General features: G+C 71.4%; 21 protein-coding genes. 16 read left to right on the top strand and 5 right to left on the bottom strand.

All coding sequences use genetic code 11. The features are described 5' to 3' along the window. Positions 1–136 precede the first annotated feature (136 nt). Both WME85_RS32430 and WME85_RS32425 read left to right on the top strand, forming a co-directional pair. The gene (locus WME85_RS32430) at positions 137–1477 is read left to right on the top strand and encodes an MFS transporter (RefSeq protein ID WP_437826975.1); all 1341 of its coding nucleotides are present in this window, start codon (positions 137–139) and stop codon (positions 1475–1477) included. 172 nt (positions 1478–1649) lie between these two features. Then, a complete protein-coding gene (locus WME85_RS32425; RefSeq protein WP_437826974.1) occupies positions 1650–2486 on the top strand; it encodes a hypothetical protein in 837 nt (278 codons plus the stop codon). A 21-nt stretch (positions 2487–2507) separates the two neighbouring features. Here WME85_RS32425 and WME85_RS32420 read toward each other — a convergent pair whose 3' ends face one another. Continuing rightward, positions 2508–3575 (bottom strand): GDSL-type esterase/lipase family protein, encoded by a 1068-nt coding sequence (locus tag WME85_RS32420; protein ID WP_437826973.1) that lies wholly within the window; start codon positions 3573–3575, stop codon positions 2508–2510. A gap of 692 nt (positions 3576–4267) precedes the next feature. Between WME85_RS32420 and WME85_RS32415 the strand changes: the two genes are divergently transcribed. From WME85_RS32415 to WME85_RS32380, 8 genes are all read left to right on the top strand, one after another. Next, on the top strand, positions 4268–5509 hold the full coding sequence (locus WME85_RS32415) for an enolase C-terminal domain-like protein (RefSeq protein WP_437302891.1): 1242 nt from the start codon (positions 4268–4270) through the stop codon (positions 5507–5509). Next, on the top strand, positions 5506–6624 hold the full coding sequence (locus tag WME85_RS32410) for a hypothetical protein (RefSeq protein ID WP_437826972.1): 1119 nt from the start codon (positions 5506–5508) through the stop codon (positions 6622–6624). Before WME85_RS32415 ends, WME85_RS32410 begins: the two co-directional genes overlap by 4 nt. Further along, positions 6621–7394 (top strand): SDR family NAD(P)-dependent oxidoreductase, encoded by a 774-nt coding sequence (locus tag WME85_RS32405; protein ID WP_437826971.1) that lies wholly within the window; start codon positions 6621–6623, stop codon positions 7392–7394. The genes WME85_RS32410 and WME85_RS32405 overlap by 4 nt, the downstream gene beginning before the upstream one ends. Further along, positions 7391–9055 (top strand): MFS transporter, encoded by a 1665-nt coding sequence (locus WME85_RS32400; RefSeq protein WP_437826970.1) that lies wholly within the window; start codon positions 7391–7393, stop codon positions 9053–9055. Before WME85_RS32405 ends, WME85_RS32400 begins: the two co-directional genes overlap by 4 nt. A 110-nt stretch (positions 9056–9165) precedes the next feature. Then, the gene (locus WME85_RS32395) at positions 9166–10263 is read left to right on the top strand and encodes a PfkB family carbohydrate kinase (RefSeq protein ID WP_437826969.1); all 1098 of its coding nucleotides are present in this window, start codon (positions 9166–9168) and stop codon (positions 10261–10263) included. Positions 10264–10283: 20 nt separating this feature from the next. Then, positions 10284–10925 carry a bifunctional 4-hydroxy-2-oxoglutarate aldolase/2-dehydro-3-deoxy-phosphogluconate aldolase gene (locus tag WME85_RS32390; RefSeq protein ID WP_437826968.1) on the top strand — a complete coding sequence of 214 codons (642 nt, stop codon included), beginning with the start codon at positions 10284–10286 and terminating at the stop codon, positions 10923–10925. A 246-nt stretch (positions 10926–11171) separates the two neighbouring features. Continuing rightward, positions 11172–12632, top strand: coding sequence for a hypothetical protein (locus WME85_RS32385; protein ID WP_437826967.1), 1461 nt, complete (start codon positions 11172–11174; stop codon positions 12630–12632). 216 nt (positions 12633–12848) lie between these two features. After that, positions 12849–14912 (top strand): dipeptidyl-peptidase 3 family protein, encoded by a 2064-nt coding sequence (locus WME85_RS32380; protein ID WP_437826966.1) that lies wholly within the window; start codon positions 12849–12851, stop codon positions 14910–14912. Positions 14913–14990: 78 nt separating this feature from the next. On the opposite strand, the gene WME85_RS32375 is transcribed toward WME85_RS32380, so the two are convergent. Continuing rightward, positions 14991–15878: a phosphotransferase family protein gene (locus WME85_RS32375; protein WP_437826965.1), complete on the bottom strand. Its 888-nt coding sequence runs from the start codon at positions 15876–15878 to the stop codon at positions 14991–14993. Between the two features lie 238 nt (positions 15879–16116). Between WME85_RS32375 and WME85_RS32370 the strand changes: the two genes are divergently transcribed. Continuing rightward, on the top strand, positions 16117–16557 hold the full coding sequence (locus WME85_RS32370) for a hypothetical protein (RefSeq protein ID WP_437826964.1): 441 nt from the start codon (positions 16117–16119) through the stop codon (positions 16555–16557). Between the two features lie 36 nt (positions 16558–16593). Further along, positions 16594–17184, top strand: a complete 591-nt coding sequence (locus tag WME85_RS32365) for an antibiotic biosynthesis monooxygenase family protein (RefSeq protein ID WP_437826963.1) — start codon at positions 16594–16596, stop codon at positions 17182–17184. A 217-nt stretch (positions 17185–17401) separates the two neighbouring features. Here the strand turns inward: WME85_RS32365 and WME85_RS32360 are convergent, their stop codons facing one another. Then, positions 17402–18085, bottom strand: a complete 684-nt coding sequence (locus WME85_RS32360) for a TetR/AcrR family transcriptional regulator (protein ID WP_437826962.1) — start codon at positions 18083–18085, stop codon at positions 17402–17404. Positions 18086–18184: 99 nt separating this feature from the next. On the opposite strand from WME85_RS32360, the gene WME85_RS32355 reads away from it, so the two are divergent. Both WME85_RS32355 and WME85_RS32350 read left to right on the top strand, forming a co-directional pair. Next, positions 18185–19537 (top strand): alpha/beta hydrolase family protein, encoded by a 1353-nt coding sequence (locus tag WME85_RS32355; protein WP_437826961.1) that lies wholly within the window; start codon positions 18185–18187, stop codon positions 19535–19537. Further along, entirely contained in the window at positions 19534–20589 is a 1056-nt protein-coding gene (locus WME85_RS32350; RefSeq protein ID WP_437826960.1) for a DUF6268 family outer membrane beta-barrel protein, read from the top strand. The genes WME85_RS32355 and WME85_RS32350 overlap by 4 nt, the downstream gene beginning before the upstream one ends. 40 nt (positions 20590–20629) lie before the next feature. Here WME85_RS32350 and WME85_RS32345 read toward each other — a convergent pair whose 3' ends face one another. Then, positions 20630–21841 (bottom strand): lactonase family protein, encoded by a 1212-nt coding sequence (locus tag WME85_RS32345; RefSeq protein ID WP_437826959.1) that lies wholly within the window; start codon positions 21839–21841, stop codon positions 20630–20632. A 689-nt stretch (positions 21842–22530) separates the two neighbouring features. On the opposite strand from WME85_RS32345, the gene WME85_RS32340 reads away from it, so the two are divergent. Next, positions 22531–23163 (top strand): MarC family protein, encoded by a 633-nt coding sequence (locus tag WME85_RS32340; RefSeq protein WP_437826958.1) that lies wholly within the window; start codon positions 22531–22533, stop codon positions 23161–23163. 27 nt (positions 23164–23190) lie between these two features. Here WME85_RS32340 and WME85_RS32335 read toward each other — a convergent pair whose 3' ends face one another. Next, on the bottom strand, positions 23191–24060 hold the full coding sequence (locus WME85_RS32335; RefSeq protein WP_437826957.1) for a PAS domain-containing protein: 870 nt from the start codon (positions 24058–24060) through the stop codon (positions 23191–23193). Positions 24061–24846: 786 nt separating this feature from the next. Between WME85_RS32335 and WME85_RS32330 the strand changes: the two genes are divergently transcribed. Continuing rightward, the gene (locus WME85_RS32330) at positions 24847–25062 is read left to right on the top strand and encodes an NAD-dependent epimerase/dehydratase family protein (RefSeq protein WP_437826955.1); all 216 of its coding nucleotides are present in this window, start codon (positions 24847–24849) and stop codon (positions 25060–25062) included. The last annotated feature ends 93 nt before the right edge of the window (positions 25063–25155 follow it).

The raw sequence follows: 25155 nt of genomic DNA, 5'->3' as shown, positions 1-25155 counted from the left end.
CGTCCGCCGAGGGGCGCCCCGTTCCGGCGCGCCTCATGAAGAAACACGGGAGCGCGCTCGCGCCCGGCCGGCGTCACCGGCCATGGCGGCGAGGCGGGCCGGTGGGCGGCGCGCCGCGGTGCTAGGCTCACGCCCCGTGACGCCACCAGCCCGCACGCATCGTGGAGGCTCGACGCTCGCCGCGATGGGGCGCGCGTTCCGGCACCCCAACTACCGCCTCTTCTTCTTCGGCCAGGGCACGTCGCTCATCGGCACCTGGCTCACGCGCGTCGCCACGAGCTGGCTCGTCTACCGTCTGACGGGCTCCGCCCTGCTCCTCGGCTTCGTCGGCTTCGCCGGCCAGATACCGACGTTCCTCATCGCCCCCATCGCCGGCGTGCTCGTCGACCGCTGGGATCGCCACCGCGTCCTCGTCGTCACGCAGGTGCTGGCGATGGTGCAATCGGGGCTGCTCGCCGCCTTCGCGCTCACCGGCACCATCACCGTCTGGCACGTCCTCTTCCTGGCCGCGTTCCAGGGGGTGATCAACGCCTTCGACACGCCGGCGCGGCAGGCGTTCGTCGTCCAGATGGTCGACGCGCGCGAGGACCTCTCCAACGCCATCGCGCTGAACTCCTCGATGGTGAACGGCGCGCGGCTGATCGGCCCCTCGGTCGCCGGCGTGCTCATCGCCGCCGTGGGCGAGGGCTGGTGTTTCGCCATCGACGCCATCAGCTATCTCGCCGTGATCGCCTCGCTCCTCGCGATGCGCATCGCCCGCCCGGAGCGGCGCGAGCGGAAGCGCGGCGACGTCCTCGCCGACCTGCGCGAGGGGTTCCGCTACGTCTCCTCGTTCGCACCCATCCGCGCGATCCTGCTGCTGCTCGCCCTGGTGAGCCTCACCGGCATGCCCTACACGGTGCTGATGCCCGTGTTCGCGGGCGAGGTGCTGCACGGCGGCGCGCACACGCTCGGGCTGCTCATGGCGGCGTCGGGCGTCGGCGCTGTCACCGGGGCGCTCTGGCTCGCCTCGCGGCGGACCGTCCTCGGGCTCGGGCGCGCGCTGTGGGTCGCCGGCGCGCTGTTCGGCGCGGGCCTCATCGGGTTCTCGCTCTCGCGCTCGGTGTGGCTGTCGGTGCCGCTCATGATGGTCACCGGCGGCGGGATGATGGTGCAGATGGCGGCCAGCAACACGCTCCTCCAGACGATCGTGGACGAGGACAAGCGCGGCCGCGTGATGAGCTTTTACACGATGGCGTTCTTCGGCATGGCGCCGTTCGGCAGCCTCATCGCCGGCTGGCTGGGCGGCCGCGTCGGCGCGCCCGCGACGGTGCTGTGGGGCGGCGTCGCGACGCTCGCCGCGGTCGGCCTCTTCGTGCGCAAGCTGCCGGAGCTGCGGCGGCTCACCCGGCCGATCTACGTGCGGCTCGGCATCCTGCCCGAAATCGCCGAGGCCCTGGGCCGGACCACCGAGGTGACGTCGCCGACCAAGGAATAGGCGCTTCAGAGAGCGCCAGAGATCGGCCACCCCGCGTCGTCCCAGCGACCCTGAGATTGCACTGCATTTTTCTTCTCTCGAGGCGCGTTTCTCTCTCTCCGGTCGCCGGCGCTATCGCGTGCTGTTGCGCGTGTGTGTAGACGGGTAAGGTTCCCTGGAAGGAGTACGAAGCATGGTGAGGTTCCTGGCGACGAACATCGTTCTGCTCGCGTTCGCGGCGGCTGGCCCGGCCGCGTGTACGGGATCGGAGGACAGCCCTGCGGACGCCGGCGGCAGCAGCGTCGCGAGCGGGAGCGGCGGCGCGGCGGCCGCCGGCGGACAGACCTCGGTCAGCAGCAGCGCCGGCGGGGACGGCGGGTCGGCAGGCAGCGACGAGGGGAGCGGCGGCGGCGGAACAGGCGGCGCAGGCGCGGGAACCGGCGGCGCTGGCGGCGCGGGAACCGGCGGCGCAGGCGCGGGAACCGGCGGCGCAGGCGCGGGAACCGGCGGCGCGGGCGGAGGCGGGACCGGCTGCGTGGGGATGGGCGGGATCACCTACACCCTCGCGATGGCGCCCGCGCCGACGGCGGATCAACAGTCTGCCTACGACATGATCACGAGCGCCATGGATGAGGCGCTGTCGCACTACAACTGCTACACGAGCATCGACAAGAGCCTGAGGGTGTCCTACGAGCCTTCCGTCGCGACGGCGGACGGCAACGTCAACGGCTCCATCAGGTTCGGCGCGCGCAGCTCCATGAACTACATCACCGCGATGCACGAGATCTCTCACACCCTGGGGGTCGGCAGCAGGGAGTTCGGGGCGCTGGTGGTGGACGGCGTCTTCACGGGCGCGGAGGCGACGAGCCAGCTCAGGGCGATCACCGGGAACGAGAGCGACGTCGTGCACGCGGACACCCAGCATTTCTGGCCGTACGGCCTCAACTACACGACCGAGGTCGAGACGACCGACGATCTCGTGAACCACTGCAAGATCGTGGTCGCCATCCGTACGGACCTGGGTTTCTGAGGGCGCCGCGCGGGCGCGGCCTCACTCGAGGTACGCGGCCAGGCCGAGCTCCTGATCGCGGATGGCCCCGGCCATGAGCTCGGCGATCTGCGCCGCGCCCGAGCGCGAGAAGTGCGTGTGATCGTCGCAGAAGAACTCGCCGACGGGCCCGCCGGTCGTCGCGCTCACGTCGCCCCCGGGGACCGGACAGAAGCCAAGGGTGTTGTACAGCGCGACGCTCTGCTCGTGCAGATCGATCACCGGCACGTCGTACTCCGCGCCCGCCTCGTGGGTCGCGGTCACGTAGCCGCCCCGGGTCCCCCGGGCCGTGGTGCCGCTGCAGGAGATCGCGCTCACGGGCGTCACGAACACGGGCTGGGCGCCCCGCTCCTTGGCCGCGAGGGCCATCATCCCGTAGCTGCTCTTGAACGCGTCGAGCCCCACGTGCCGGTCGCACGTGCGCGAGCCGTCGTTGATGCCGAACTGGATGAACACGTAATCGCCCCGCTTCATGCCGTCGAGCATCTGGACCCACCTGTCCTGCAGCACCGGCTCACCGCTCGCGTCGCGGGTGAGCTCGCACTCCCCGGTGCTGTCCATGGTGGTCTTCACCTCGTAGAGCCACGTGCGCACGCTGCGGCCGCCGACGGCGCTGTTCACGACGGTGACGCGCTCGTCGAAGAGCGCGTCGAACTGGCCACCCCAGCCCGACGGGCAGGGCGTCTGCCCGTTGGCGACCGTGGAGTCTCCCGCGATCCAGATCGTGATGTCCTCCGGCAGCGGCGCCGTGCCGCCCGACCCGGCGCCGCCCCCGCCGGCGTTGCCGGTCGATCCCGCCGAGCCCCCCGCTCCCGCGGTCGCGTCGCCGCCGGCCCCCGCGCCGCCGGCGCCCGACGCCGACGCCGACGCGGTGCTGCCCGCGACCGCGCTCGAGCCGCTCGCTGCGGGCAGCCCGCTCCCGCCGGCGCCGCCGGCGCCGCCCGTCCCGCCGCCGCCGCTGCCCCCGGGCGCCTCCGGATCACCGTTGCAGGCGGCGGTGAGCAGCGCGAGCCAGGCCACCCGGGAGGCCATCCGCAGGGCGGAGGCTCGATCGATCGAATCCAGGAACATGGGTTTCCTCCAGTCACGAAGAAGCATGAGCTGATGTACACAGGACGCCGCGCCGGAGGGCCCACGAACGGGAGCACAACGAAGCGAAGCAGCGCGGCGACGTCGAGCGGGCACCGCTGCTTCCCTTGTGTCGGCTGCACCCTCCAACCAATCACCATAAGGAGTAGATTTTCCGAAGCCTCTGGTCGAGCCGCGCTCCAGGGCTCACTTTTCGTGGCTTGTCGCAATTTTTAAAGAGCAGCAAAATGCGCCCTCGCGCGCCGAGCCGCGAGCCTCACCGGCCCGTCGTCAGATTTCGTACAGCGCGGAGCGAGCGGCGTGATCACTTCGTCGTGGTGCGGGAATTCACCGGCGCCGTACCGCACAGCGTCGTGCAGTCAACGTCGCCACAATTTTCTCGTCATGGCCGCTGATCTGGCCTGCGCTCTGCAGCAGATCAGGCGATGACACGCCGGGTCAGGTGTCGCTGCCCTCGGCGTTCCTCTGTCTTGTCGAGTCAGCTCGGAGAGCTGCAGACGGGGTGAAATCTTGGGACATCCGGTCCCCGTACCGCGTCGACACGAGGGGCGTCGCGCCTTCGGGCGATGATTCATGCGGTGATCATCCAACGATTGAGTTATTGGTGCCCTGGCGAACCTTGACGGCCTGGTGATGGGTGCCGGCAGCGCGAGGTCCCTGGAGTCCTGTCCTGCATGAGAATCGTCGACATCCGCGCCACCACCGTCACCGTGCCGCTCGAGGCGCCCCTGCGCCACGCGAACGGCTGCCACTGGGGCCGCTTCGTGCGCACGATCGTCGAGGTCGAGGCGGACAACGGGCTGGTCGGTCTCGGCGAGATGGGCGGCGGCGGCGAGTCGGCCGAGGCCGTGTTCCGCGCGATGAAGAGCTACCTCGTGGGCCACGACCCGGCCCGCCTCGAGGAGATGCGGTTCAGGATCGCGAACCCGACGGCCTCCCTCTACAACAACCGCACCCAGGTCCTCGCCGCGCTGGAGTTCGCCTGCCTCGACCTCCTCGGGCAGGCCTTCGGCGTGCCGGTCCACGACCTCCTCGGCGGCAAGCTGCAGGACGAGGTCCCCTTCGCTTCCTACCTCTTCTTCCGGTACCCGAACGCCGACGGCTCCGGCGAGGTCCGCACGCCGAAGCAGCTCGCCGACGAGGCGAGGGCGCTGAAGAAGAAGCACGGGTTCACCTCGCACAAGCTCAAGGGCGGCGTGTTCCACCCCGACTACGAGCTCGAGTGCTACCGCGCGGTGGCCGACGCCGTCGGCGACGATCGCGTCCGCTTCGACCCGAACGCCGTCTGGTCGACGGAGCAGGGCATCCGCTTCGGGCAGGCGATCGAGGACCTCAACAACGACTACCTCGAAGACCCCGTGTTCGGCCTGCACGCGATGCGGCGCACCCGCGAGAAGGTGCGGATGCCGCTCGCGACGAACACCGTCGTCGTCGGCTTCGAGCAGCTCGCCGCCAACGTGCTCGACACGGCCGTGGACGTCATCCTGCTCGACACGACGTTCTGGGGCGGCATCCGGCCCTGCGTGAAGGCGGCGGGGATCTGCGAGACGTTCGGCCTCGGCGTCGCCGTCCACTCCTCGGGCGAGCTCGGCGTGCAGCTCGCGACGATGCTGCACCTCGGCGCCGTCATCCCGAACCTCTCGTTCGCCGCCGACGCGCACTACCACCACCTGAAGGACGACGTGATCCGCGGCGGCCCGCTCCCGTACCGGAACGGGAAGATCCGCGTCCCCGAGGGCCCCGGCCTCGGCGTCCGCCTCGATCGCGAGAAGCTCGCCCACTACGCCGAGGAGTACCGGCGCCTGGGCTCCTATCCCTACGACAGGGACCCGCTGCGCCCGGCCTGGTGCGCGACCGTGCCGAACGACCGCTGGGCCGATCCGAAGGACGACCGTATCCCCGAGGTGCCGCGATGACCCTCGCCGAGCGCGTCTCAAAGGCCGTCGACGCCGCGCCCATCGTCGATCTCCACACCCACCTCTTCGCGCCCCAGTTCGGCGCGCTGAACCTCTGGGGCGTCGACGAGCTCCTGACCTACCATTACCTCGTCGCCGAGGCCCTCCGCGCCGCGCCGAAGGTCACGCCCGAGGCGTTCTTCGCGCGCGACAAGGCCGCGCAGGCAGACCTCGTGTGGGAGGCGCTCTTCGTCCGCCGGTCGCCGCTCTCCGAGGCCACCGCGGGCGTCGCCACCGTGCTCGACGCGTTCGGCCTCGACCCCGCCGCGAAGGATCTCCGCGAGGCGCGCGCCTTCTTCGCCAGGCGCCGCGTCGAGGAGCACGTGGAGGACGTGCTGCGCCTCGCCGGCGTCACCGCGCTCGCGATGACGAACGACCCGACCGACCCGGCCGAGCGCGCCGTATGGGAGTCGGGCGCCGCGCCCGATCCGCGGTTCCACGCCGCCCTGCGCCTCGATCGCCTCGTCGCCTCGAACGACCTCGCGTCCGAGCTCGACCGGTGGATCGCCCGCATGCGGCCGCGCTATCTGGCGATCTCCGTCAACGAGGTCTCGCCCCCGCCGCGCGCCGTGCTCGACGCGTGCCGCGCGCACGACCTGCCGTTCGCGATGATGATCGGCGTCCGGCGCGCGGTGAACCCCCGCCTCGGCGTGGCCGGCGACGGGGTGAGCACCGCCGACCTCGTGCCCCTCGAGCGGCTCGCCGCCGACAACCCCGACGTCCGCTTCCTCGTCACGACGCTCGCGCGCGAGAACACCCACGGCCTCTGCGTCGTCGCGCGCAAGTTCGCGAACGTCCTGCCGTTCGGCTGCTGGTGGTTCATGAACAACCCGAGCCTCATCGAGGAGACGACCATGATGCGCCTGGAGATGCTCGGGCCGACCTTCGTGCCGCAGCACTCGGACGCGCGCGTCCTGGATCAGCTGATCTACAAGTGGCGCCACACGCGGCGATCGATCGCCCGCGCGCTGACGCGACGCTACGAGGCGATGCCCGTGCCGCCGACCGACGCGCAGATCGAGCGCGACGCGCGGGCGCTCATGGGCGGTATCGCCGGGGAGTGGCTAGGAGCATGACGACCTTGTTCGATATCGCGGGCCGCACGGCGGTCGTGGTGGGCGGCACGTCCGGGATCGGGCGCGCGCTCGCCCTCGGCCTCGCCGAGGCGGGGGTCCACACCGTCGCCACGGGCACCCGAGCCGATCGGGCGCGCGCGGTAACCAAGGAGATCCGCGCCCGCGGGGTCCGCTCGCACGAGGCGACGTGCGACGTCGGCGACCGCGCCTCGCTCGACGCCCTGCGCGACAGCGTCGTCAAGGCGCTCGGCGGCGTCGACATCCTCGTCAACTGCGCCGGCCGGACCGCCCGGAAGCCGACGGCGGAGGTCGGAGACGCGGAGTGGAGCAGCCTGCTCGACACGAACGTCACTGGCATGCTGCGCGCCTGCCAGTCGTTCTACGGCCCGCTGCGGGAGAGCGGCCGGGGGCGCATCGTCAACATCGCCTCGCTCTCGAGCTTCGTCGCCTTCCACGAGGTCGCGGCCTACAGCGCGTCGAAGGCGGCCGTCATGTCGCTCACCCGGAGCCTCGGGGCCGAGTGGGCCAAGGACGGCATCCGGACGAACGCCATCGTGCCGGGGGTCTTCGTGACCGACCTCAACCGCGCCCTCCTCGAGGGCACCCCGCGCGGGCAGGAGCTGCTCGCCCGCACGCCCCTCGGCCGCTTCGGCGAGGCGCTCGAGCTGATCGGCGCGGCGCTCTTCCTCTGCTCCGACGCGGTGAGCTTCATCACCGGCACCAGCATCGCCGTCGACGGCGGCTTCCTCGCCTCCGGGGTGAACCAATGACCGCCACGACGCCCGTCGCCTCGGAGCGCCAGGTCGCCATGACCCGCGTCCGCTGGACCGTCTGCGCGCTCCTCTTCTTCGCGACGACGATCAACTACCTCGACCGGCAGCTCTTCTCGCTGCTCGTCCCGTTCTTCGAGAACGACCTGCGCCTCGGGCCGACGGACCTCGCGCTCATCAACGTGAGCTTCCTGCTCGCCTACGGCTTCGGCATGGTGTTCGTGGGGCGCTGGATCGACCGCGTCGGCACCCGCAAGGGGCTCAGCGCGACGTTCCTGCTCTGGAACGTCGCCTCCGCGGCCCACGCCTTCGTCGGCAGCTTCGGCGGCTTCGCCGCGATCCGCTTCCTGCTCGGGGTCGGCGAGGCGGGCAACTTCCCCTCCGCCGTGCGCACCGTCGCCGAGTGGTTCCCCAAGAAGGAGCGGGCGCTCGCGACCGGCCTGTTCAACTGCGGCTCGAACGTCGGCGCCATCCTCGCCCCGCTCCTCGCGGTGCGCATCGCGGAGGCGTACGGCTGGCGCACCTGCTTCCTCCTCCTCGGCGGGGTCGGCGTCGTGTGGATCTTCTTCTGGACGCGCTTCTACCGGCGCCCGGAGGAGCACCCGAAGGTGTCGATCCAGGAGCTCGCGCACATCCGCTCCGACGCGAAGGAGTCGACCGAGTCCCTCGGCGTCGGCGAGGTGTTCGGGATGCGGCCCGTCTACGCGATCGCGATGGCGAAGTTCTTCACCGACGCGCCGTGGTGGTTCTACCTCACCTGGCTACCGAAGTTCCTTATCAGCGAGTTCAAGCTGACGCCGACGTTCATGGCCTACGCGATCCCCGTCGTGTTCATCGTCGCCGACATCGGCGCGATCGGCGGCGGCTGGCTCTCCTCCAGGCTCATCGCGAGCGGCCGCTCGGTCGGCACCTCGCGCAAGCTCGCGATGCTCGCCTGCGCGCTCGCCGCGGTGCCGGTCATGTCCGTCGGGCTGCTCGTCGACGTCCCGACCGTCGGCGGCGTCCCGTCCGTCTACGTGGCTGTCGCGATCCTGTCGCTCGCCGCGGCGGCGCACCAGGGCTGGAGCAGCAACCTCTACACGCTCGTCTCGGACACCCTCCCTCGTCCCGCCATGGCGACGGTGGTCGGCATCAAGACGGCGTTCGGCGTCGTCGGCGGCGCGCTCTTCCAGATCTTCGTGGCCCGGTCGCTCACGCTCACCGGCTCGTACGCCCTGCCGTTCATGCTCGCCGGGAGCCTGTACCTCGTCGGGCTGCTCGTGCTGCACCTCCTCTTGCCGCGGGTCGAGCCGGTCACGCCGAAGCGGCGCGTGCCGCAGGCCTTCATCATCGCCGGCGGCCTGGCGATGCTCGCCGGCATCGCGGCGACGCAGTTCACCCTCAACCGCCCCCCGTACGCCTCCGTCGCCGACTACCGCGCGACGCGGACCGCCCAGCTCAGCGCCAGGGGCGCGCCGACCGAGGGCCCCGCCGCCCGCGTGGGCTGGATGGACGCGCGCTGGTACTTCTGGCCGACCGCCGAGGGGACCAAGGCCGAGCTGGTCAAGTTCGATCGCGACGGCCGGCCGATCGTCGAGACCAAGGGCGCCGGCGCCAAGGGCTACTCGGGCCCGTCCGCCGCCGAGGTCCAGTCCTCGCGAGCGCCTGGAGGCGGTCAGTGACCACCGCCCCCGGCGCGCTTGCTCGCTCCTCGGCGGCCCCGCCGGTCGCCGGAGCGCTCCGCCTCGACAAGGCCCTTCCGCCCCGCGGTGGGCGCGCTTACCGGTAAGCCATGTCCATCACGCTCCGCGATCCTGCCTCCTGCCGCTGGGACCTCGTCTCGCTCGGCGAGGTCATGCTCCGCCTCGATCCAGGCGACGGCCGCATCTCGACCACCCGCACCTTCAACGCCTGGGAGGGCGGCGGCGAGTACAACGTCGCCCGCGGGCTCCGCCGCTGCTTCCGCCTCCGGTCGGCGATCGTGACCGCCCTGGCGGACAACCCCGTCGGCCGCCTCATCGAGGATCTCATGCTGCAGGGCGGCGTGGACCTCACGCACCTGCGCTGGACGCCCCATGACGGCGTGGGGCGGACGGTGCGCAACGGCCTGAACTTCACGGAGCGGGGCTTCGGCATCCGCGGCGCGGTCGGCGCCTCGGACCGCGGCCACACCGCCGCTTCCCAGCTGAAGCCCGGCGACGTCGACTGGGACGCGATCTTCGGCGCGGAGGGCGCGAGGTGGTTCCACACAGGCGGCATCTTCGCCGCCCTCTCCGAGACGACGCCGGGCGTGGCCAAGGAAGCGATGGAGTCGGCCAGGCGGCACGGCGTCATCGTCTCCTACGATCTCAACTACCGCCCTTCGCTCTGGAAGTCGATCGGCGGCCAGGCCCGGGCGCGGGAGGTCAACCGCGCCCTCGCGCCGTACGTCGACGTGATGCTGGGCAACGAGGAGGACTTCACGGCCGCGCTGGGCTTCGAGGTCGAGGACCTCGACGACGCGCACAAGAACCTGCACGTCGGCGCGTTCGAGGCGATGATCCAGCGCGTCATCGCGGCGTTCCCGAACATCCAGGCGGTCGCGACGACCCTCCGCGTGGCGACGTCCGCGACGCGCAACGACTGGAGCGCGGTGCTCTACGAGGGCGGCCGGCTCTACCAGGCGCCCGAGCGCAAGGATCTCGAGATCTACGACCGCGTGGGCGGCGGCGACTCGTTCGCTTCCGGCCTGATCTACGGCTTTCTCACGGGCAAGGGGCCGCAGTGGGCGGTCGACTGCGGCGCGGCGCACGGGGCGCTCGCGATGACGACGCCCGGCGACACGACGATGGCCACCCTCGACGAGGTACTCAAGGCGATGAAGCTCGGCACAGCGCGGGTGGATCGATGAGCAAGGCGATGAGCAAGACGATGAGCAAGCAAGACGTGCTCGGGTGGATCCAGCGCACGCGCGTCGTGCCCGTCGTGCGCGCGGGCTCGGCCGAGGAGGCGCTGCAGGCGGTCGAGGCGCTCCTGGAGGGCGGCATCGACGTGCTCGAGATCACGATGACCGTGCCCGGCGCGGTGGAGGTCGTGCGCGAGATCGCGGCGCTCCACGGCGAGCGGGCGCTCGTCGGCGCGGGCACCGTGCTCGACGCCCGCACCGCCGAGGCGTGCGTCGAGGCCGGGGCGCGCTTCGTCGTCAGCCCCGCGCTGGACGAGCCGACGGTGAAGGCGTGCCGCGCGATGGACATCGTCCACGCCCCCGGCGCGCTCACGCCGACCGAGGTGGTGGCGGCGCACCGGGCGGGCGGAGACGTCGTGAAGGTGTTCCCCTGCGACGCCCTCGGCGGCGCCTCGTACCTCAAGTCGCTCAAGGCGCCGTTGCCGCATATCCCGCTCATGCCCACCGGCGGCGTGACGCTGCAGAACATCGGCGCCTTCCTCGCCGCGGGCGCGGTGGCGGTCGGCGTCGGCGGCAACCTGGTCGATCTCAAGCTCCTGCGCGAGGGGCGCCGCGAGGAGCTCGTCGCCCGCGCCCGCGCGTTCCGCGACGCGTGCCGCCCGACGTGAAGTGAAGCGCGCGCAGCAGGCGAGAGCGCCGCTCGTCTTTTCCATCCCGGCTTCCATCCCGGCCTGCGCCGCCGGGAGAGATTGACCTGCCGCCCGGGTCACGCTCTGCAGGGCACGACGAAAAAGTACAATAAAATCAATGATTTACGGCGATCTCGGGCATCCCGGGCGCCATCGAGAAACTGAGGGGCTTCGAACATGAACCAATCGCAGGTTGCGAACCTATTCGGTGCGTCGATTTTCCTCGTGGCTGCGGCCGCGCACGCCCAGGCCCCCGCGCCGGCTGGCGGGCAGGCGCCGCCGCCGGCCGCCGCTGCGCCGGCCCAGCCGACGGACGCCGCCACGACGCAGCTGCCGACGGGCACCGATGCGCCGGCGACGCCGCCGCCGCTCCCGGGCGGCGCGCCCGCGGCCGCGGCGCCGCCGCCGGCTCCCCCCGCGGAGGCGACGAAGCCCGCCGTCCCGGCCGCCGTTCCCGTGACCTCCAAGTGGAAGGCCACGATCTACGGGATGGCCGAGTTCAACATCATGCACGACTCCACCCAGAGCTTCGGCGAGTCGGTGGGGGCCACGGTCGTCCAGCGCGACGACACCTACGCTGGCTCGCACGGCCGCACGCACTTCACGACGCGCAACTCGCGGTTCGGCGTCAAGGTGAGCGCGCCCGAGTTCGCGGGGATGAAGACCACCGCCAACCTGGAGCTCGACTTCTTCGGCAACCAGCCGCCCACCGTCTCCGAGGCGTCGCTCGTGAGCAGCGGCACCTTCCGCCTGCGTCAGGCCAACATCAAGGTCGAGTCGGAGTACGTCGACGTCCTGATCGGCCAGTTCTATCACCTGTTCGGGTGGCAGCCGTTCTTCTTCCCGGCCACCACGTCCTTCTTCCCGGTGATGAACCAGGTCTTCGGCCGGATGCCGCAGCTCCGCGTCGGCCACACCTTCAAGACCGATCCCGTAAACCTGGAGATCGCCGCGGCCGCCGTCAAGCCGCCGCAGCGCGACGCCGAGGTGCCGGACGTGCAGGCGGGGCTCCGCTTCGGCATCAACGGCTGGAAGGGCATCCACACGCTCGGCGCCGGCGGCATGTTGATCGACCCGCTGACCATCGGCGTCTCGGGTCTCTACCGCCACTTCCGGGTCCCCGAGTTCGCCGCCGTCCCGGTCGACGCGAGCTCGGCGGACGGATACGGGCTCTCGCTGGACGCCATGATCCCCGTCATCCCGGCCACCGCGCTCGACGACCCTGGCAATGCGCTGACGCTGACCGGCTCTTTCTTCGCGGGCACGGGCATCGCGGACATCGTCGGCGTCGCGAACGGCGTGCCGCAGCCGGCGCTCCCCGACGGCGCGACCTACGCGCCGGGCATCGACAACGGCCTCGTCGTCTACGACGCGAACGGCAACCTGAAGACCATCGGCTGGAAGGGCTTCATGGTCGGGCTCCAGTACTACCTGCCCCCGTCGGGGCGCATCTCCATCTCCGGCAACTACACCCAGGGCTGGAACGACCGGGTGACGGAGGAGAACGGCTACGCCGGCCTCCGCACCGCCTTCCGCGAGTCGCGCTACATCGATGGCAACGTGTTCATCGACATCACGCCGGCCCTCCGCACGGGGCTCTCGTTCCAGTACTCGGAGCAGACCTTCGCCGACGACGTGACCGCGACCAACGAGCGCCTCGAGCTGTCGGTCTACACCTTCTTCTGATCAGCGCCGCCAGCGCCCGTTATCAGCGCCGCGGGCGCCCGTTCTGCTCAGCGCCGCGGGCGCCCCGCTGGCCACCGAGCGGGCGCGATGCGGGGCAGGGGGTGATCGCAGCGCCGGTCGAGCCCGGCACCCGCCACGACCGTCCGTGACGAACCCCTGCGCCGCGCCGCGGAGGCCTTCTCGCCGACGGGCGCATTCGGTACTGATCCCGCCACGATGTACCGCCAGCACCTCGTCGCCCCCCTCGCCCTGTGCGCAGTCCTCCAGTCCGCCTGCTCTCCGGCCCAGCCGCCGGCCGAGCCTTCCCCGCCGGCGCCGCCGCCGCCCGCGGCCGGGGTCGCGAGCGCGGCGCCGGCCACCGGCGCGGCCGCGCCGGGTAGCGCCGCGCCCGCGCCGGCCAAGAGCAGCGTCAAGGTGCTCGAGGAGGTGGGCGGCGTGACCGCGGCCTCGTACGCGCCGCGCGGCTTCGACAGGCTCACGGCCGAGCAGCGCGCGCTCGCTTACCACCTCGCGCAGGCCGCGCTCGCGGGAGACCCGCTGTTCACGATGCAGACCTCCAGGTACGCCTGGCCCGCGACGGAGCTCATGATCCAGCTCCTCGCGCAGAAGGACAGGCTCGATCCCGCGCTGCGCGACAGGCTGGCGACCTACCGGAAGATGCTCTTCCTGCACCACGGGATCCACGACGCGCGCACCGGGCAGAAGCTCGTCCCCCCCTTCTCGCAGCAGGAGCTGGAGGGCGCGGCCAGAGCGCTGAACATCGCTGTATCGAAGGACCTGCTCGCGGGGCTCTTCGACCCGAAGGTGGCGCCCGTCGTCACCAACAAGACGCCTGGCAAGGGCAAGGACCCTTTGCTCGAGTCCGCGGCCAACCATTACGAGGGGGTGAGCAGCAAGGACCTCGAGAAGTTCAAGGAGAAGTACGAGCTCAACGGCCGTATCGTCAAGAAGGGCGGCAAGCTCGTCGAGGAGGTCTATCGGGCCGGCGGCGACGGCGCGCCGCCCGGCGTGGGCGCGAAGGAGCTCGGCCGGGTGGTGAAGCACCTCGAGGCCGCCGTCGCGCTCGCGCCGCCCGTGGAGCAGGGGGCGCTCCAGCACCTCATCCGGTACCTGAAGACGGGCGAGCCGGGCGAGTTCACCGAGCACGACGTCGCCTGGCTCAAGCAGGTCTTCCCGGTCGACTACATCCTCGGCTTCATCGAGACGTACAACGACGTCCGCGGGCGCAAGGGCGGCTTCGAGGGCATCGTGTTCATCGCCGATCCGGAGCGCGATCCGCCGCTCCAGGCGCTCGCGAGGAACGCGCAGTACTTCGAGCAGAAGATGCCCTGGGAGGCGAGGTGGAAGCGCGACGCCTTCCAGGTGCCCGCGGCCGCGGCCGTGGTCGCCATCGCGGCCACGGGCGACGGCGGGCCGTTCACGTTCTCGGGCGTGAACCTGCCGAACGCGCAGGCGATCCGCGAGAAGCACGGCTCGAAGAACTTCGTGGTCCTCTCCACGATGGATACCCGCGAGGCGCTCACCTACGACAAGACCAACGACGAGTTCGCCCCGGAGGAGGCGCGCGCCGAGATCCGCCGCTGCGGGCGCCACCTGAACTTCGCGGCGACCTCGTTCCACGAGGTCACCGGCCACGGCTCGGGCAAGGTGAACCCGGATCTCAAGGCCGATCCGGCGGAGCTCCTCGCCCCCTACTACTCGGCCCTGGAGGAGAGCCGCGCCGAGCGCGTCGCCGACTGGCTGACAGGCGATCCGAAGACGGTGGAGATCGGCATCCTGCCGGACGCCGCCTGCGCGCGGGTCTTCCCCGTCTACGCGGCGATGACGCAGCTCGTGATGCTCAGGAATGTCCCGCAGGGCGACGTGGCCGAGGAGGATCACCTCCGCGCGGAGCTGATCGCCTTTGGCTGGGTCAAGGACAGGGGCGCTGTCGCCGTCGAGGTGCGCCAGGGCAAGACCTTCTTCGTGGTGAAGGACCCTGACGCCTGGCGCAAGGCCTCGGGCGAGCTGCTCGCGGAGCTCCACCGGATCAAGGCCACGGGCGATCGGGAGGCGCTGAAGGCGCTGGTCGAGCGCTACGGGAGCCGGATCAACCCGGCGTGGCGCGACGAGGTGCTGGCCCGGCTCAAGGCGCTGAACCTGCCGCGCACCATCGCGACGATCCCGCCGATGCTCACGCCGATCCGCGACGCGGCGGGGAAGGTGGTGGACGCGAAGGCCGAGCAGACGACCTCGCTCGATGCCTACATCGCGGCCCTCGAGCAGGTCTGGGCCGGCTGATCCCGGGACGGGCCACGGACGGCGCGGGCCACGGGCGGCGCGCGCCGCGGGCGGCGCTCGGCTCATGGCATGTCGACTTCAGCCGTGCGCCGCGGGCTCGAGCAGCACCTCTCGGCACCACTGATGCAGCCGCACGTCGTCTCGAGCGAACGACCAGCGGGCGGCCAGCCAGCGCTCCGCCGGCGCGAGCAGCGCGTCGAGGCGCCGGGCCTGCAGCCACTCGCGGGCGAGGCGCCGATCGCGATCCGTGGCGGTCGGGGTGATGAACGGCGTGAGATAAGCGACGGCCGACAGCGGCTCTAGCCGGGCGTCCCCCAGGGCGGATGGGCCCCCGAAATCGACCACGGCGCTCACCTCCCGATCTTCGACGAGCACGTTGCCCGGGAAGAGATCCATGTGAACGAAGCTCGGCCGAGCCGGCTCGGGCAGCGCGGCCGCGAGCCGCGACGGATCGACGCCCGCGAAGGCGCTCCCGGCGGACGCCAGGCTCTTCCTCGCGCGTTGCTCGAGGTAGGCGCGGTGAGAGCTCGCCCGGATCGGCTCGGCCTCGCACAGGTCGCCGTACCCTCCCTGGTCGAGGCGCAGGGCGCAGAGGCGCGTCGAGGCCTCGAGGAAGCGCGTGACGAGGTCGTCGCGCGCGGCGCCCGTCACCTCCCCGAGCACGCGCAGGAGAGGCCGCCCCGCGAGGCGCGGCTCGATCGTGATGAAGCGCCCGTGACGCTCGGTGATCTCCAGGACTCGCGGGATCGAGAACGGCACCGCGCTCGCGCTCTGGCGCAGGTCCTCGAGCAGCCGGGCGCGCAGGTCGACCGCGCCCCGCGCCGTCCCGGGGTGGTGGACGCGTGCGATCCTGTCCTTGCCGAGCGCGAAGACGCACGCTTCACCGCCGATGCCGAGCAGCGCGTCCTCGCTCAGGCCGAGGTGGCTCATCACCGACAGGAGCGGGGCGTCGTCCCGGATGCTCACGGCGCCCTTATCCTCCATCCGTCTCTGGCCATCAACACGCCATCAACGCGCCGCCGCCTCCGACTCCTTCAGGTGAATAACGCGTCGCGCTATCTCCATCTGCGTTCACGCTGACCGTCGCGAACGAAATCGCATCCGCGGTTGAACGTTCCGCGATGGTCCGGGAACGCAGGTCCATTCGGTGATGCAGCGGTGGCCCCAGGCGGGGCGCTCGCGGCGCGCCCTCAAGGAGTCCCAGATGATGCTCGTCTCCTCTGCCCGCGCGGCGCGGAGCGCGGCGCCGCGGCACGCCCGGCGTCGGCTCGTGAAGCCGCTCCTCGGCCTCACGGTCTTCGCGGCGCTCTTCGTCGCGCTCGCGTGGCGGCTCGACGGGCCCTCCGCGGCCGCTGGGCCCCTCGACGCGGTCGCCGCGAACCCGCTCGGCCAGCTCTCCCGCTCCGCCGCCGATCGCGCGTCCGTCGCCGGTCGCGTGGAGGAGCGCCTCCCGGCCGGCTCGTACACCTATGTCGCCGTGCGCGACGGCGAGGCCCTCACCTGGGTCGTCACGCTCGGCGACGCGCCGCCGCCCGGCACGCCGGTGCAGGTGCGCAGCATGGGCCGCAGGACGGACTTCCACTCTCGTCGCCTCGAAAGGACGTTCCCCGAGCTCGTGTTCGGGATCGTCTCGCGCGCCGACTGAGCTCCCCGGAGCACACGAACAGAAAGGACCACGACCATGAAGACACGTACGTTGAACGAGACGATCGAGCTCTCCTCGCGCGCAATCGCCGCCACGATCGTCGCTGTGCTCGGGGTGATCCTGTCGGGGTGCGGCTCCGACTCGGGCGGGACGGCGCCCCAGACTTCCGACCCCGAGTGCACGGGCGGCGCGCTCGAGGCCGATCTGCAGGCGTCGCCGCTGAGCGGGCCCGGCGTGGATCCCGAGACAGGCAAGCTCCGGCCGCCGCCGGAGGGCTCGTCGTACACGATCAGCGCGACCTACGGCGTCCCGCTGCCGGGGGACGCCGCGCGGGAGAAGTACATGCAGTATTTCGGGGCGATCCAGGCGCAGCTCGCGTCGCAGCCCGGCCTCGTGGCGATCCAGCTGGCCCAGTCGCCTTCCTGCGGCTCCGGGCGCACGCTGGCCGTCTGGGCCTCGACCGATGAGATGTACGCCTTCGTCATGAGCCCGGCCCACCTGGCGGCGATGGACGCGGTGAGCGAGCTGATCGAGCCGAACTACGCGGTCACCCACTGGGAGGCGGCCAGCACCGACGAGATCACCCAGGAAGAAGGGGCCCGTCACATCAAGGCGAGCGAGCCCTAGAACATCGATACGTTGAAACCCGGAGAAATTAAACAGGGAGGCGGGGAGGCGGGGAGGAAGAAAAAAATGAAGTTCTTTTCTCTTGCCGTCTCTCCCTCCCCGCCTCCCCGCCTCCCTGTTTAATTTCTGCTTTTTCTCGTGGTTTCAACCCGTTTGTCGCTCCAGGCGCGATGAGCTGACGCCGCCGGCCTCGCCCCGAGGGCGCCGGCGACGTCGTTCACCCGCGCTTCCGCCGCCGGCCGCGAGGCGCGGGGGATGGCGTGATGTCCGCGGACGGCGCCGTCGATGGCGATGGCGGGGGCGGGGGCGCCAGGGTCTGGCGCGCCAGCTCTCGCACGTAGGCGAGGCGGTCGGCTGGCGAGCCGAGCGCGCCCAGGCCCTGGAAAAGCCCCGCGAAGAACGCCGGAAAGAACACCGCCGAGAGCGCGGTCACGACGCGGTGCGCGGCCGCGCGCTGGTCGAGCCCGGGCACGGCCGCCTGGACGAGGTCGCGCAGGCGCTCGATCACGGGCGCGAACAGCACCGGAAAGGGACCGCTGTAGTCGTCGCCCTGAAACGCGTCGTTCAGGTGGGCCCTGCTCAGGTTCGGGAAGCGCAGGCAGCCCTCGAGGTAGTAGCCGAGCAGCCCGCTGAGCGCGTCCATGGGCTCGCCAGGCACCCGGGCGAGGAGCTCCTCGCCGTCCTCGAGCATGTGGCGGATCGAGCCCTCGAGCGCCGCCGCGAGGAGCGCCTCCTTGGACCGGAAATAGTAGTTCACCGCGGCGATGTTCACGCCGGCCGCGGCCGCGATCTTGCGCACCGTCGCCTGCCCGATGCCGTGCTGCTCGATCTGCTCGATCGCAGCGACGACGAGCCTCTGCCGTGGATCGTCCGCGTCGGTGGGTCGGTCTCGGTCGTTCATACAGGTGTTTGAAACGCACCTTGACAACCCTCCGCGCCGGTGTCAACAATTGAAACACTTGTTTGAATCGATTGTTTTATCGGCCCTGGAGGTGCACCGATGATCGAACGGCGGAGATTTCTCACCCACACGGCCGCCGCGGGCGGCGCGGCCGCGCTCGGCTTCGCCGCGGGCCGCCGCGGGCTCGACAAGGAGGTCGCTTCCGCGCGGTTCCACGGCGACGACATTCTCGGGCGAAGCGAGGGGGCGGGCGTCTGGTATCGCTACAAGTTCGTCGGCCAGCCGGTGATGGATGCGCAGATCGTGTTCTGGCTCGGCCTCGCGTCGATGGGCCTGACCGACGTGGGCGAGGTGCTCGACACGGCGACGCGCATCCGCCCGGGCGACGAGCGCTCGTGGTTCGAGCAGTGGCTGGCCACCGCGGCGCGCGTGCGAGGCTACGGGGAGGAGGCGGAGGCGCGCGGCCACACGCGGAGCGCCGCGTCGCACTTCCTCCGCGCGGGCGCGTACTACCGGGCCGGGCTCATGCGCTACGCGGACCGCGCCGATCCGCGCCTCGTCGAGGCGACGATCGCGGCGCTCGACCTGCACGGGCGGGCGCTGCGCATGCGGGGCTACGACTCGAGGCAGGTCGACATCCCCTACGAGCGCGGGGTGCTCCACGGGCGAGTCCATTACGCGGCCGGCGTCGAGCGCGCGCCCACGATCGTGCTCCAGCAGGGTCTCCACGCGTGGCCCGAGGACACGATGTGGGTCATCGACGGCGCGCTCGAGCGGGGCTACCACGTCCTCTCGTTCCACGGCCCGGGCCAGGGCGCCTCGCTGCGCCTCCATGGACACCCGTTCCGGCCCGACTGGGAGGTCCCTGTGGGCCGCGTGCTCGACTTCGCCGAGCGCGACGGGCGGCTCGACGCCGATCGGTTCGTGCTGATGGGCCTCTCGTTCGGCGGTTACCTCGCGCCGCGCGCGGCGTCGCGCGAGCGCCGCCTGCGCGCCCTCGTCGCCAACCCGGGCGTCGTCAGCTGGCGCGACGCGATGCTGCGCCACTTCGCGTCGATGCCCGGCGTGCTCGAGCTGCACAGGCGCGGGCCCGCGGCCTTCGACCGCGCCATCGACGCCGCGTCGGTTGTGCTGCCCGACGCTCGCTGGTACTTCGACGACGTGACCTGGAAGCACGGCGTCTCGACGCCGCACGAGGTGATCGACGAGCTCCGCAAATACGACAACAGCGACGGCGTCGCGGACATCCGCTGCGAGACGCTGATCATGGAGGGCAGCGCCGAGGACGCGTCTCCGGGCGAGTCGGAGCGCCTCCTCCGCGCGCTCACGTGCCCGAAGCACATGATGGTGTTCGACGCGAGCACCGCGTCGCAGGTGCACTGCCAGGGCGGCAACCAGCTGCTGGCCCAGGCGCGGCTCTTCGACTGGCTCGACGAGCGGGTGGCGCGATGAGGCCGGCCGATCGCGCCGCGGCGCGCTCCCTGCTGAACCTGCTGAACCTGCTGAAGAGGCGAGGGGGGGACGGCCCCCGCCGGAGCGCGCGGACCTCGCGGCTCCTCGTCCTCGCGGCGCTCCTGTGGGTCTTCGCGCCCGGCGTGGCGTGGGCCCAGCTCCCCGATCTCGTGGACCTGAGCGCGCAGTACATGCCGGGCGTCGCCCTCGAGGATCCGCGCCCCACGCGGGCGCAGGTCGCGTCGTACGAGGTGACCGCCAACGTGCCGATCCCCCTCGGAGAGAAAACGTTCCTGATCCCGGGGGCGACATACCACGTCGAGGCGGTCTCCTACGCCGATGCCGCGCCCGGCTTCGACCAGCTCCGGGCCTTCCACTCCGTCGACGTCTCCGCGCTCTTCGTCCAGCTCCTTCCCCGGGACTGGGCGCTCTCGCTGCGCGTCGCGCCGGGGCTGGCGGGCGACTTCGAGGGGTTCGACGGCGGGCTCGCCCGCGTCAGCGCGCTCGCGCTGGCGACCCACACGCTCTCGGAGAAGCTCGTCCTCGGCGGCGGAGCGCTCGCGTCCTTCAGCTTCGGGTCGTTCCTCCCGCTGCCGGCCGCTTACGTCGAGTGGGCGCCGAGCCCGTACTTCCGACTCGAGGCCTTCCTGCCGGGCTTCGCGGCGGCGAAGCTCACGTTCTCGGATCGCCTCGAGGTCGTCCTGCGCGCGGACGTGGCGGGGAACGCGTACGCCGTGCGCGATCCGCGCGTCACGGGCGCGTGGCCCTGCGCGGCGCAGCTGGCCGACGATCCTGCGACCGAGCAGGATGAGCGGGTGGCGCGGCCCGAGCAGTGTGTCGACCACATCGCCTACTCGGTCGCGACCGCGGGCGTCACCCTCGGCGTGCGCGCGTTCTCCTCGGTGTGGCTGACCGCCCAGGCGGGCCACAGCCTGTTCCGCCGCTTCGAGCCGATGAACGCCGACGACGACGGCATCCCCGGAGGCGGCCAGAGCCTCCCGAACGCGTTCTTCTTCCGGGCCGGCGCGACGTGGCGTATCCCGAAGACCTGAGGCGCCGGCCGCCACCGGCGAGCGCCTCGGTCCCGGAGCCTCACCGCGCGGCGATGCCCTGGGCGCCGCCGCCAGGCGTCAAGCCGCCCACCTCGCCGCGCGGGATCAGGCTGCCGTCGCGGCTCACCTGGAAGGCGGCGACCGTGCCGGCCCCGGCGTTGAGGGTGTACAGGAACCGACCGTCGCGCGTCATCGAGAGATCGATCGGCGCCGTTCCGGCGGCGAACGAGGCGGACACGCCGTCGTCGAGCAGCGTCAGCCCGCCGCGCGCGTCGACCTGGAGCCCGGAGAGCGTGTTGCTGCCCGTGTTGGCCGTGAAGACATAGCGGCTGTCGGGCGCGCCGGTGATCCAGCAGGTCGCCCGCTGGAACGTGTCGACCGTGTCGCTGATGACCGCGAGGCTCCCGTCCGCGCGGATGGCATACGAGGAAACGACGCTCGTGTCGCCGGTCGCGGGCACGCCGTCGCCGCCGACCTCCGCCACGATGAGGTGCCCGCGCCGATCGAAGGCGAAATCGAACGGGACGAGGCCGCGGGAGATCGTCGTGACCGGCGCGCCGCTGGGCAGGCCGCGGCGGTTCACGGGGAACACGTGGATCTGATTGGATCCCTTGCCCGCGACGACCAGCACCTCGCCGTCGGGAGAGAACCCGATCTGGCCCGGCGTCGCGCCGAGCGACGGCGGGGTCGTGCCGCCGAGCCCGAGATCGCGGATCGATCCGGCGAGCGGGGCGAGCTCGCCGCGCGAATCGACGTGAAAGCCGGCGATAGTGCCCTCGCCGCCCACGTTGAGGACATAGAGCAGGTCTCCGTGCGACGCGACGCTGACCGGGAAGTCGCCGCCCGAGTCGATCACGTCGAGCAGCGTCAGGCCGCGCGGGCCGACGCGGAACATCGACACCTCGTTGCTGCCCGCGTTCACGGCGAACAGGAGCTTGCCGTCGTCGCTGAGCACGAGCGATCCCTGGGAGCCGAGCGCGTTGACCGGCCGGGTCGGCGCGCCGAGCCCTCCGGTCGCGTACGTGCCTGCGTACGAGAGCGAGCCGTCCGCGGCCCGGTCATAGGCGGCGACGGCATTGCCGTCCTCGGCGTTGGTCATCACGAAGACCTGGCCGTGCCGGTGCCCGCCGGGGCCGTGCGCGCCGTGCGCGCCGTGCGCGCCGTGCGCGCCGTGTGCCATTGCGTCGCCGGGCGCGCTCGCCGCAAAGAGTCCGAGGCTCAGGGCCGTGATGCTCATCGTGCTGCGAAACATGAGATAGCTCCTGCGGAATGGCGCCGCGAACCTGGCGGCGCGGGCTTTGGTGTGCGTGGGTCGTCGAGGCGCACCTCGGCCGTGAAGGCCGAGCCGGGCGCCGTCGAGCTCACCGGGCCGCGCTTCCCTGCGCGGCCCGTCGAGCGGGTTCGTCGGTGCTACGCGGCAGCCCCGGCGCGGTTTCGCGGCTGCCTCGATCGGCCGCGGCGCGCTGCGCCTGGGCGACGTTCCGCCCGCGGCGGTCCGGGCGAGACGGGCCGGCCGAGGCGGTGCCAGAGAGAAGGCCACTTCCGTGCAGGCGCTCTCTCCATGCACCCTCGCGCTCTCGGTGGCCTGTTACCTCGTCTGGCAGACAGGGCTCTTCCCTTGGTGGGTTGTGGATGACGCGAGGGCGACAGGGAGAGCCTGAGCAGACGTCGCGCGGGCTACTCGAAACGCGCGGCGCCCGGCGCGTCGAAGCGCGTGATCTCGACACGACCGCGCCGGCGGCGGGCGGCCGCGCCTGTCCATCCCCTCGACCGCCGGTCCGTTCTCGTCCGGCGTTCGAGGCGCTGGAAAGACAGGCGACCAGGGGCCGAGGTGGAGCCGCCGGCCGGGGAGAGTGCTACTGAACTCGCCGTGCGCAGCGTCGACCTGTACCCCCACAGCACCCCTCGGCGCGCCGGGACCCGTTGCGGCGGCGGGCGGCCATGAGCGGGTACGTCTCGCTCTTTCTCGTGTCGCTGTCGGCGGTCTTCTTCGTCGTGGACCCCATCGGCATCGTGCCGCTGTTCCTGACCATGACCGCGGGCGATCCGCCGGAGAAGGTGCGGCGCACGGCGCGGCGGGCGTGCGCTGTCGCCGGGGGGCTGATGCTCTTCTTCGCCCTCTTCGGCGGCGTCATCTTCAAGATCTTCGGCGTCTCGCTCGGCGCATTCCGCGTCGCGGGCGGCATCCTGCTGCTCATCACGTCGCTGGACATGCTGCGCGCCCGCGCTTCCGCGACGCGCATGACCCCGCCCGAGGAGCAGGAGGGCATCGCGAAGGAGGACGTGGCGCTGGTGCCGCTGGCCATGCCGCTCCTGGCCGGGCCGGGCGCCATCGCCACGGTGATGGTGCTCATGTCGCGCGGGGGCGACGACCTCGTCGCCATGGCGCTGGTGCTCGCCAGCGTGGCCATCACCTTCGTGGCCTCCTACTTCGTGCTGCGCGGCGCGGGGCTCTTGCAGCGGGCGCTCAAGGCCTCCGGCGTGGCCGTGCTCGAGCGCGTCATGGGCCTGATCCTGGCCGCCATCGCGGTGCAGTTCATCGCCGACGGCGTGAAGGCGCTCTGGCGCGCGTGAGCTCGCGTCGCGCGCGGCGCGCCGGCGTCAGCGGGCTGGCGCGCTGGCCGCGCGCTTCGCCCCGAGGCGGCTCATCGCATATGCGAGGCCGCTCTGGAGCGTGCCCTGCGTGGTGATCCGGCCGAAGTCGACGCCCAGCCCCACGAGCGTCCTCGCGATCTCCGGCCCGATGCCCACCATCACGCTCCGACAGCCGAGCAGCTCCGCCGCCTGGACGGCGCGCACCAGGTGGCGCGCCACGGCGGTGTCGATGACCGGCACGCCGGTGATGTCGAGGATCACGAACTCCGCGCCCCGCTGACTGACGGCCTCGAGCAGGCTCTCGAGCGCCTGGGCGGCGCGCCGGTCGTTGATCTCCCCGACCAGCGGCATCAGCAGGATCCCCTGCCAGACCTGGATGACCGGCATCGCCACCTGAGCGAGCAACGACGCCTGCGCGTCGATGATCGCGCGCTGCTCCCGGTTCTCCGCCGCGATCCGCTCGGCCTCCATGTGCCGCCGCTTCAGGTCGGTGATGTCGGTGATGAGCCCGCAAAGGCCGACCACGTCGCCCCGCGCGTTCTTCATGGGGAACTTGCGGGTCCAGATCGTGCGCGTCACCCCGTCCGAGCCCGTGGCGACCTCCTCGTTCTCGTTCGGCTCGCCGGACTCGAAGACCGCATCGTCGTAGCTCCAGAAGAGGTCCGCCTGGTGCTTGGGCCAGTAATCCGGGTCGCTGCGGCCGATCAGCTCCTCGTAGCCCCGCCCGATCAGCCGGCAGAAGCCCGGATTGCAGGCGATCCAGCGATGTTGCCGATCCTTGACGAAGATGGGGTCCGGGATGGTGTCGATGACAAGCTGGAGCAGCTCGAATGTCTTCCAGTCCGAGACGTCGATGCAAGGGAGCGTGAACGCCATGCCGTCAAGCCGATCTCCCCCCGGCCAGCCTCTTCTTATCAGCCATTGTAGCTGGCTCTGCAAGGCCAGAATATCGATACGTTTCTGAAAGCCGGAGGCGAAGATGTGTTGGCGCACTCCAAGGCGTCTCGAACGTATTTCGCCTTTCTAACCGTCACCACAACTTTACGCGGAGGCTTCACATAGATACGGGCGCGTGAGCGCTCCGCGAGCGCCAGCTCAGCGCGCCGGCGAGGGGGCGGAGCTGCGCCGGGATCACCGCGCGCGGTCAGCGCGAGCCCGCGCCTCGCGCGGGCGAAGGGCGGCGCGTTCACGCCGACGCGAGCCGACGCGAGCCGGCGCGAGCCGACGCGAGCCGGCGCGAGCCGACGCGAGCCGACGCGAGCCGACGCGAGCCGACGCGAGCCGACGCAGCGCCGCGCTCACCGCGGGGGCGTGAGGTACAGGCGGCTCGCCGCCGTCGCGGCGCCGCCCGCGTCCGACGCCACGAGGAAGTCCCGGAGCAGGTCGACGTCGAGATCCTTCTCATGAATGTGATTCATGATTCAACTACATCCTCTTCACGCGACTTCATGGTGGGGCGGCTTGATCTCGCGAGCGTCGCCTGGGTGGGGGCTCAGGGCTGAGGAATCCCCTCACTTGCAGCCATTTCAGCGGAGAAATTGAACAGGGAGGCGGGGAGTCAGGGAGTATCTGAAGATTTCCCTCGCGTCTCCTCGCCTCCCTGTGAATTTCCCGAATAGTTTGAAGGGATGCCTCGGGGCTCAGCGGGAAAGGGTGGTGCTCATGCGGATACTGGTCACCGGAGCGACGGGGTATATCGGGTCACGGGCCGCGCGGCGGCTCCACGACAAGGGATACGCCGTCATCGCGGCGGTGCGCGACGAGGCGAGCGCGGGGCGCCTGCCTGGAAGACGACATCCCGCTCATCGCGGCGCGTCTCGCCTGAGCGCGGCGCTGCCCTCGACAGGCGCCGGGCGGGCGCCCGCTCCGGCGTCGTGAACCTCCCGGTGCTGGTACGATACGATGACACCTGCGGCGGTGGCGTGCGCGGCGCGGGCGGCGCGCGCGGCGCGGAACGATGTCTGCCGCCGA

Origin of the sequence: Sorangium sp. So ce1153 (genome assembly GCF_051521595.1) — a bacterium.
In the GTDB taxonomy this organism is placed as follows: Bacteria; Myxococcota_A; Polyangia; order Polyangiales; family Polyangiaceae; genus Sorangium.
Note: the sequence above shows the minus strand (reverse complement) of the source record. Positions and strands in the feature narration are given on the sequence as shown.

Coding starts and splice junctions, on each gene's coding strand:
- WME85_RS32380 (WP_437826966.1), top strand. CDS start 12,849: ATGTACCGCCAGCACCTCGTCGCCCCCCTCGCCCTGTGCGCAGTCCTC.
- WME85_RS32420 (WP_437826973.1), bottom strand. CDS start 3,575: ATGTTCCTGGATTCGATCGATCGAGCCTCCGCCCTGCGGATGGCCTCC.
- WME85_RS32340 (WP_437826958.1), top strand. CDS start 22,531: ATGAGCGGGTACGTCTCGCTCTTTCTCGTGTCGCTGTCGGCGGTCTTC.
- WME85_RS32400 (WP_437826970.1), top strand. CDS start 7,391: ATGACCGCCACGACGCCCGTCGCCTCGGAGCGCCAGGTCGCCATGACC.
- WME85_RS32330 (WP_437826955.1), top strand. CDS start 24,847: ATGCGGATACTGGTCACCGGAGCGACGGGGTATATCGGGTCACGGGCC.
- WME85_RS32365 (WP_437826963.1), top strand. CDS start 16,594: ATGAAGACACGTACGTTGAACGAGACGATCGAGCTCTCCTCGCGCGCA.
- WME85_RS32360 (WP_437826962.1), bottom strand. CDS start 18,085: ATGAACGACCGAGACCGACCCACCGACGCGGACGATCCACGGCAGAGG.
- WME85_RS32370 (WP_437826964.1), top strand. CDS start 16,117: ATGATGCTCGTCTCCTCTGCCCGCGCGGCGCGGAGCGCGGCGCCGCGG.
- WME85_RS32355 (WP_437826961.1), top strand. CDS start 18,185: ATGATCGAACGGCGGAGATTTCTCACCCACACGGCCGCCGCGGGCGGC.
- WME85_RS32405 (WP_437826971.1), top strand. CDS start 6,621: ATGACGACCTTGTTCGATATCGCGGGCCGCACGGCGGTCGTGGTGGGC.
- WME85_RS32410 (WP_437826972.1), top strand. CDS start 5,506: ATGACCCTCGCCGAGCGCGTCTCAAAGGCCGTCGACGCCGCGCCCATC.
- WME85_RS32335 (WP_437826957.1), bottom strand. CDS start 24,060: ATGGCGTTCACGCTCCCTTGCATCGACGTCTCGGACTGGAAGACATTC.
- WME85_RS32425 (WP_437826974.1), top strand. CDS start 1,650: ATGGTGAGGTTCCTGGCGACGAACATCGTTCTGCTCGCGTTCGCGGCG.
- WME85_RS32345 (WP_437826959.1), bottom strand. CDS start 21,841: ATGTTTCGCAGCACGATGAGCATCACGGCCCTGAGCCTCGGACTCTTT.
- WME85_RS32395 (WP_437826969.1), top strand. CDS start 9,166: ATGTCCATCACGCTCCGCGATCCTGCCTCCTGCCGCTGGGACCTCGTC.
- WME85_RS32415 (WP_437302891.1), top strand. CDS start 4,268: ATGAGAATCGTCGACATCCGCGCCACCACCGTCACCGTGCCGCTCGAG.
- WME85_RS32390 (WP_437826968.1), top strand. CDS start 10,284: ATGAGCAAGCAAGACGTGCTCGGGTGGATCCAGCGCACGCGCGTCGTG.
- WME85_RS32350 (WP_437826960.1), top strand. CDS start 19,534: ATGAGGCCGGCCGATCGCGCCGCGGCGCGCTCCCTGCTGAACCTGCTG.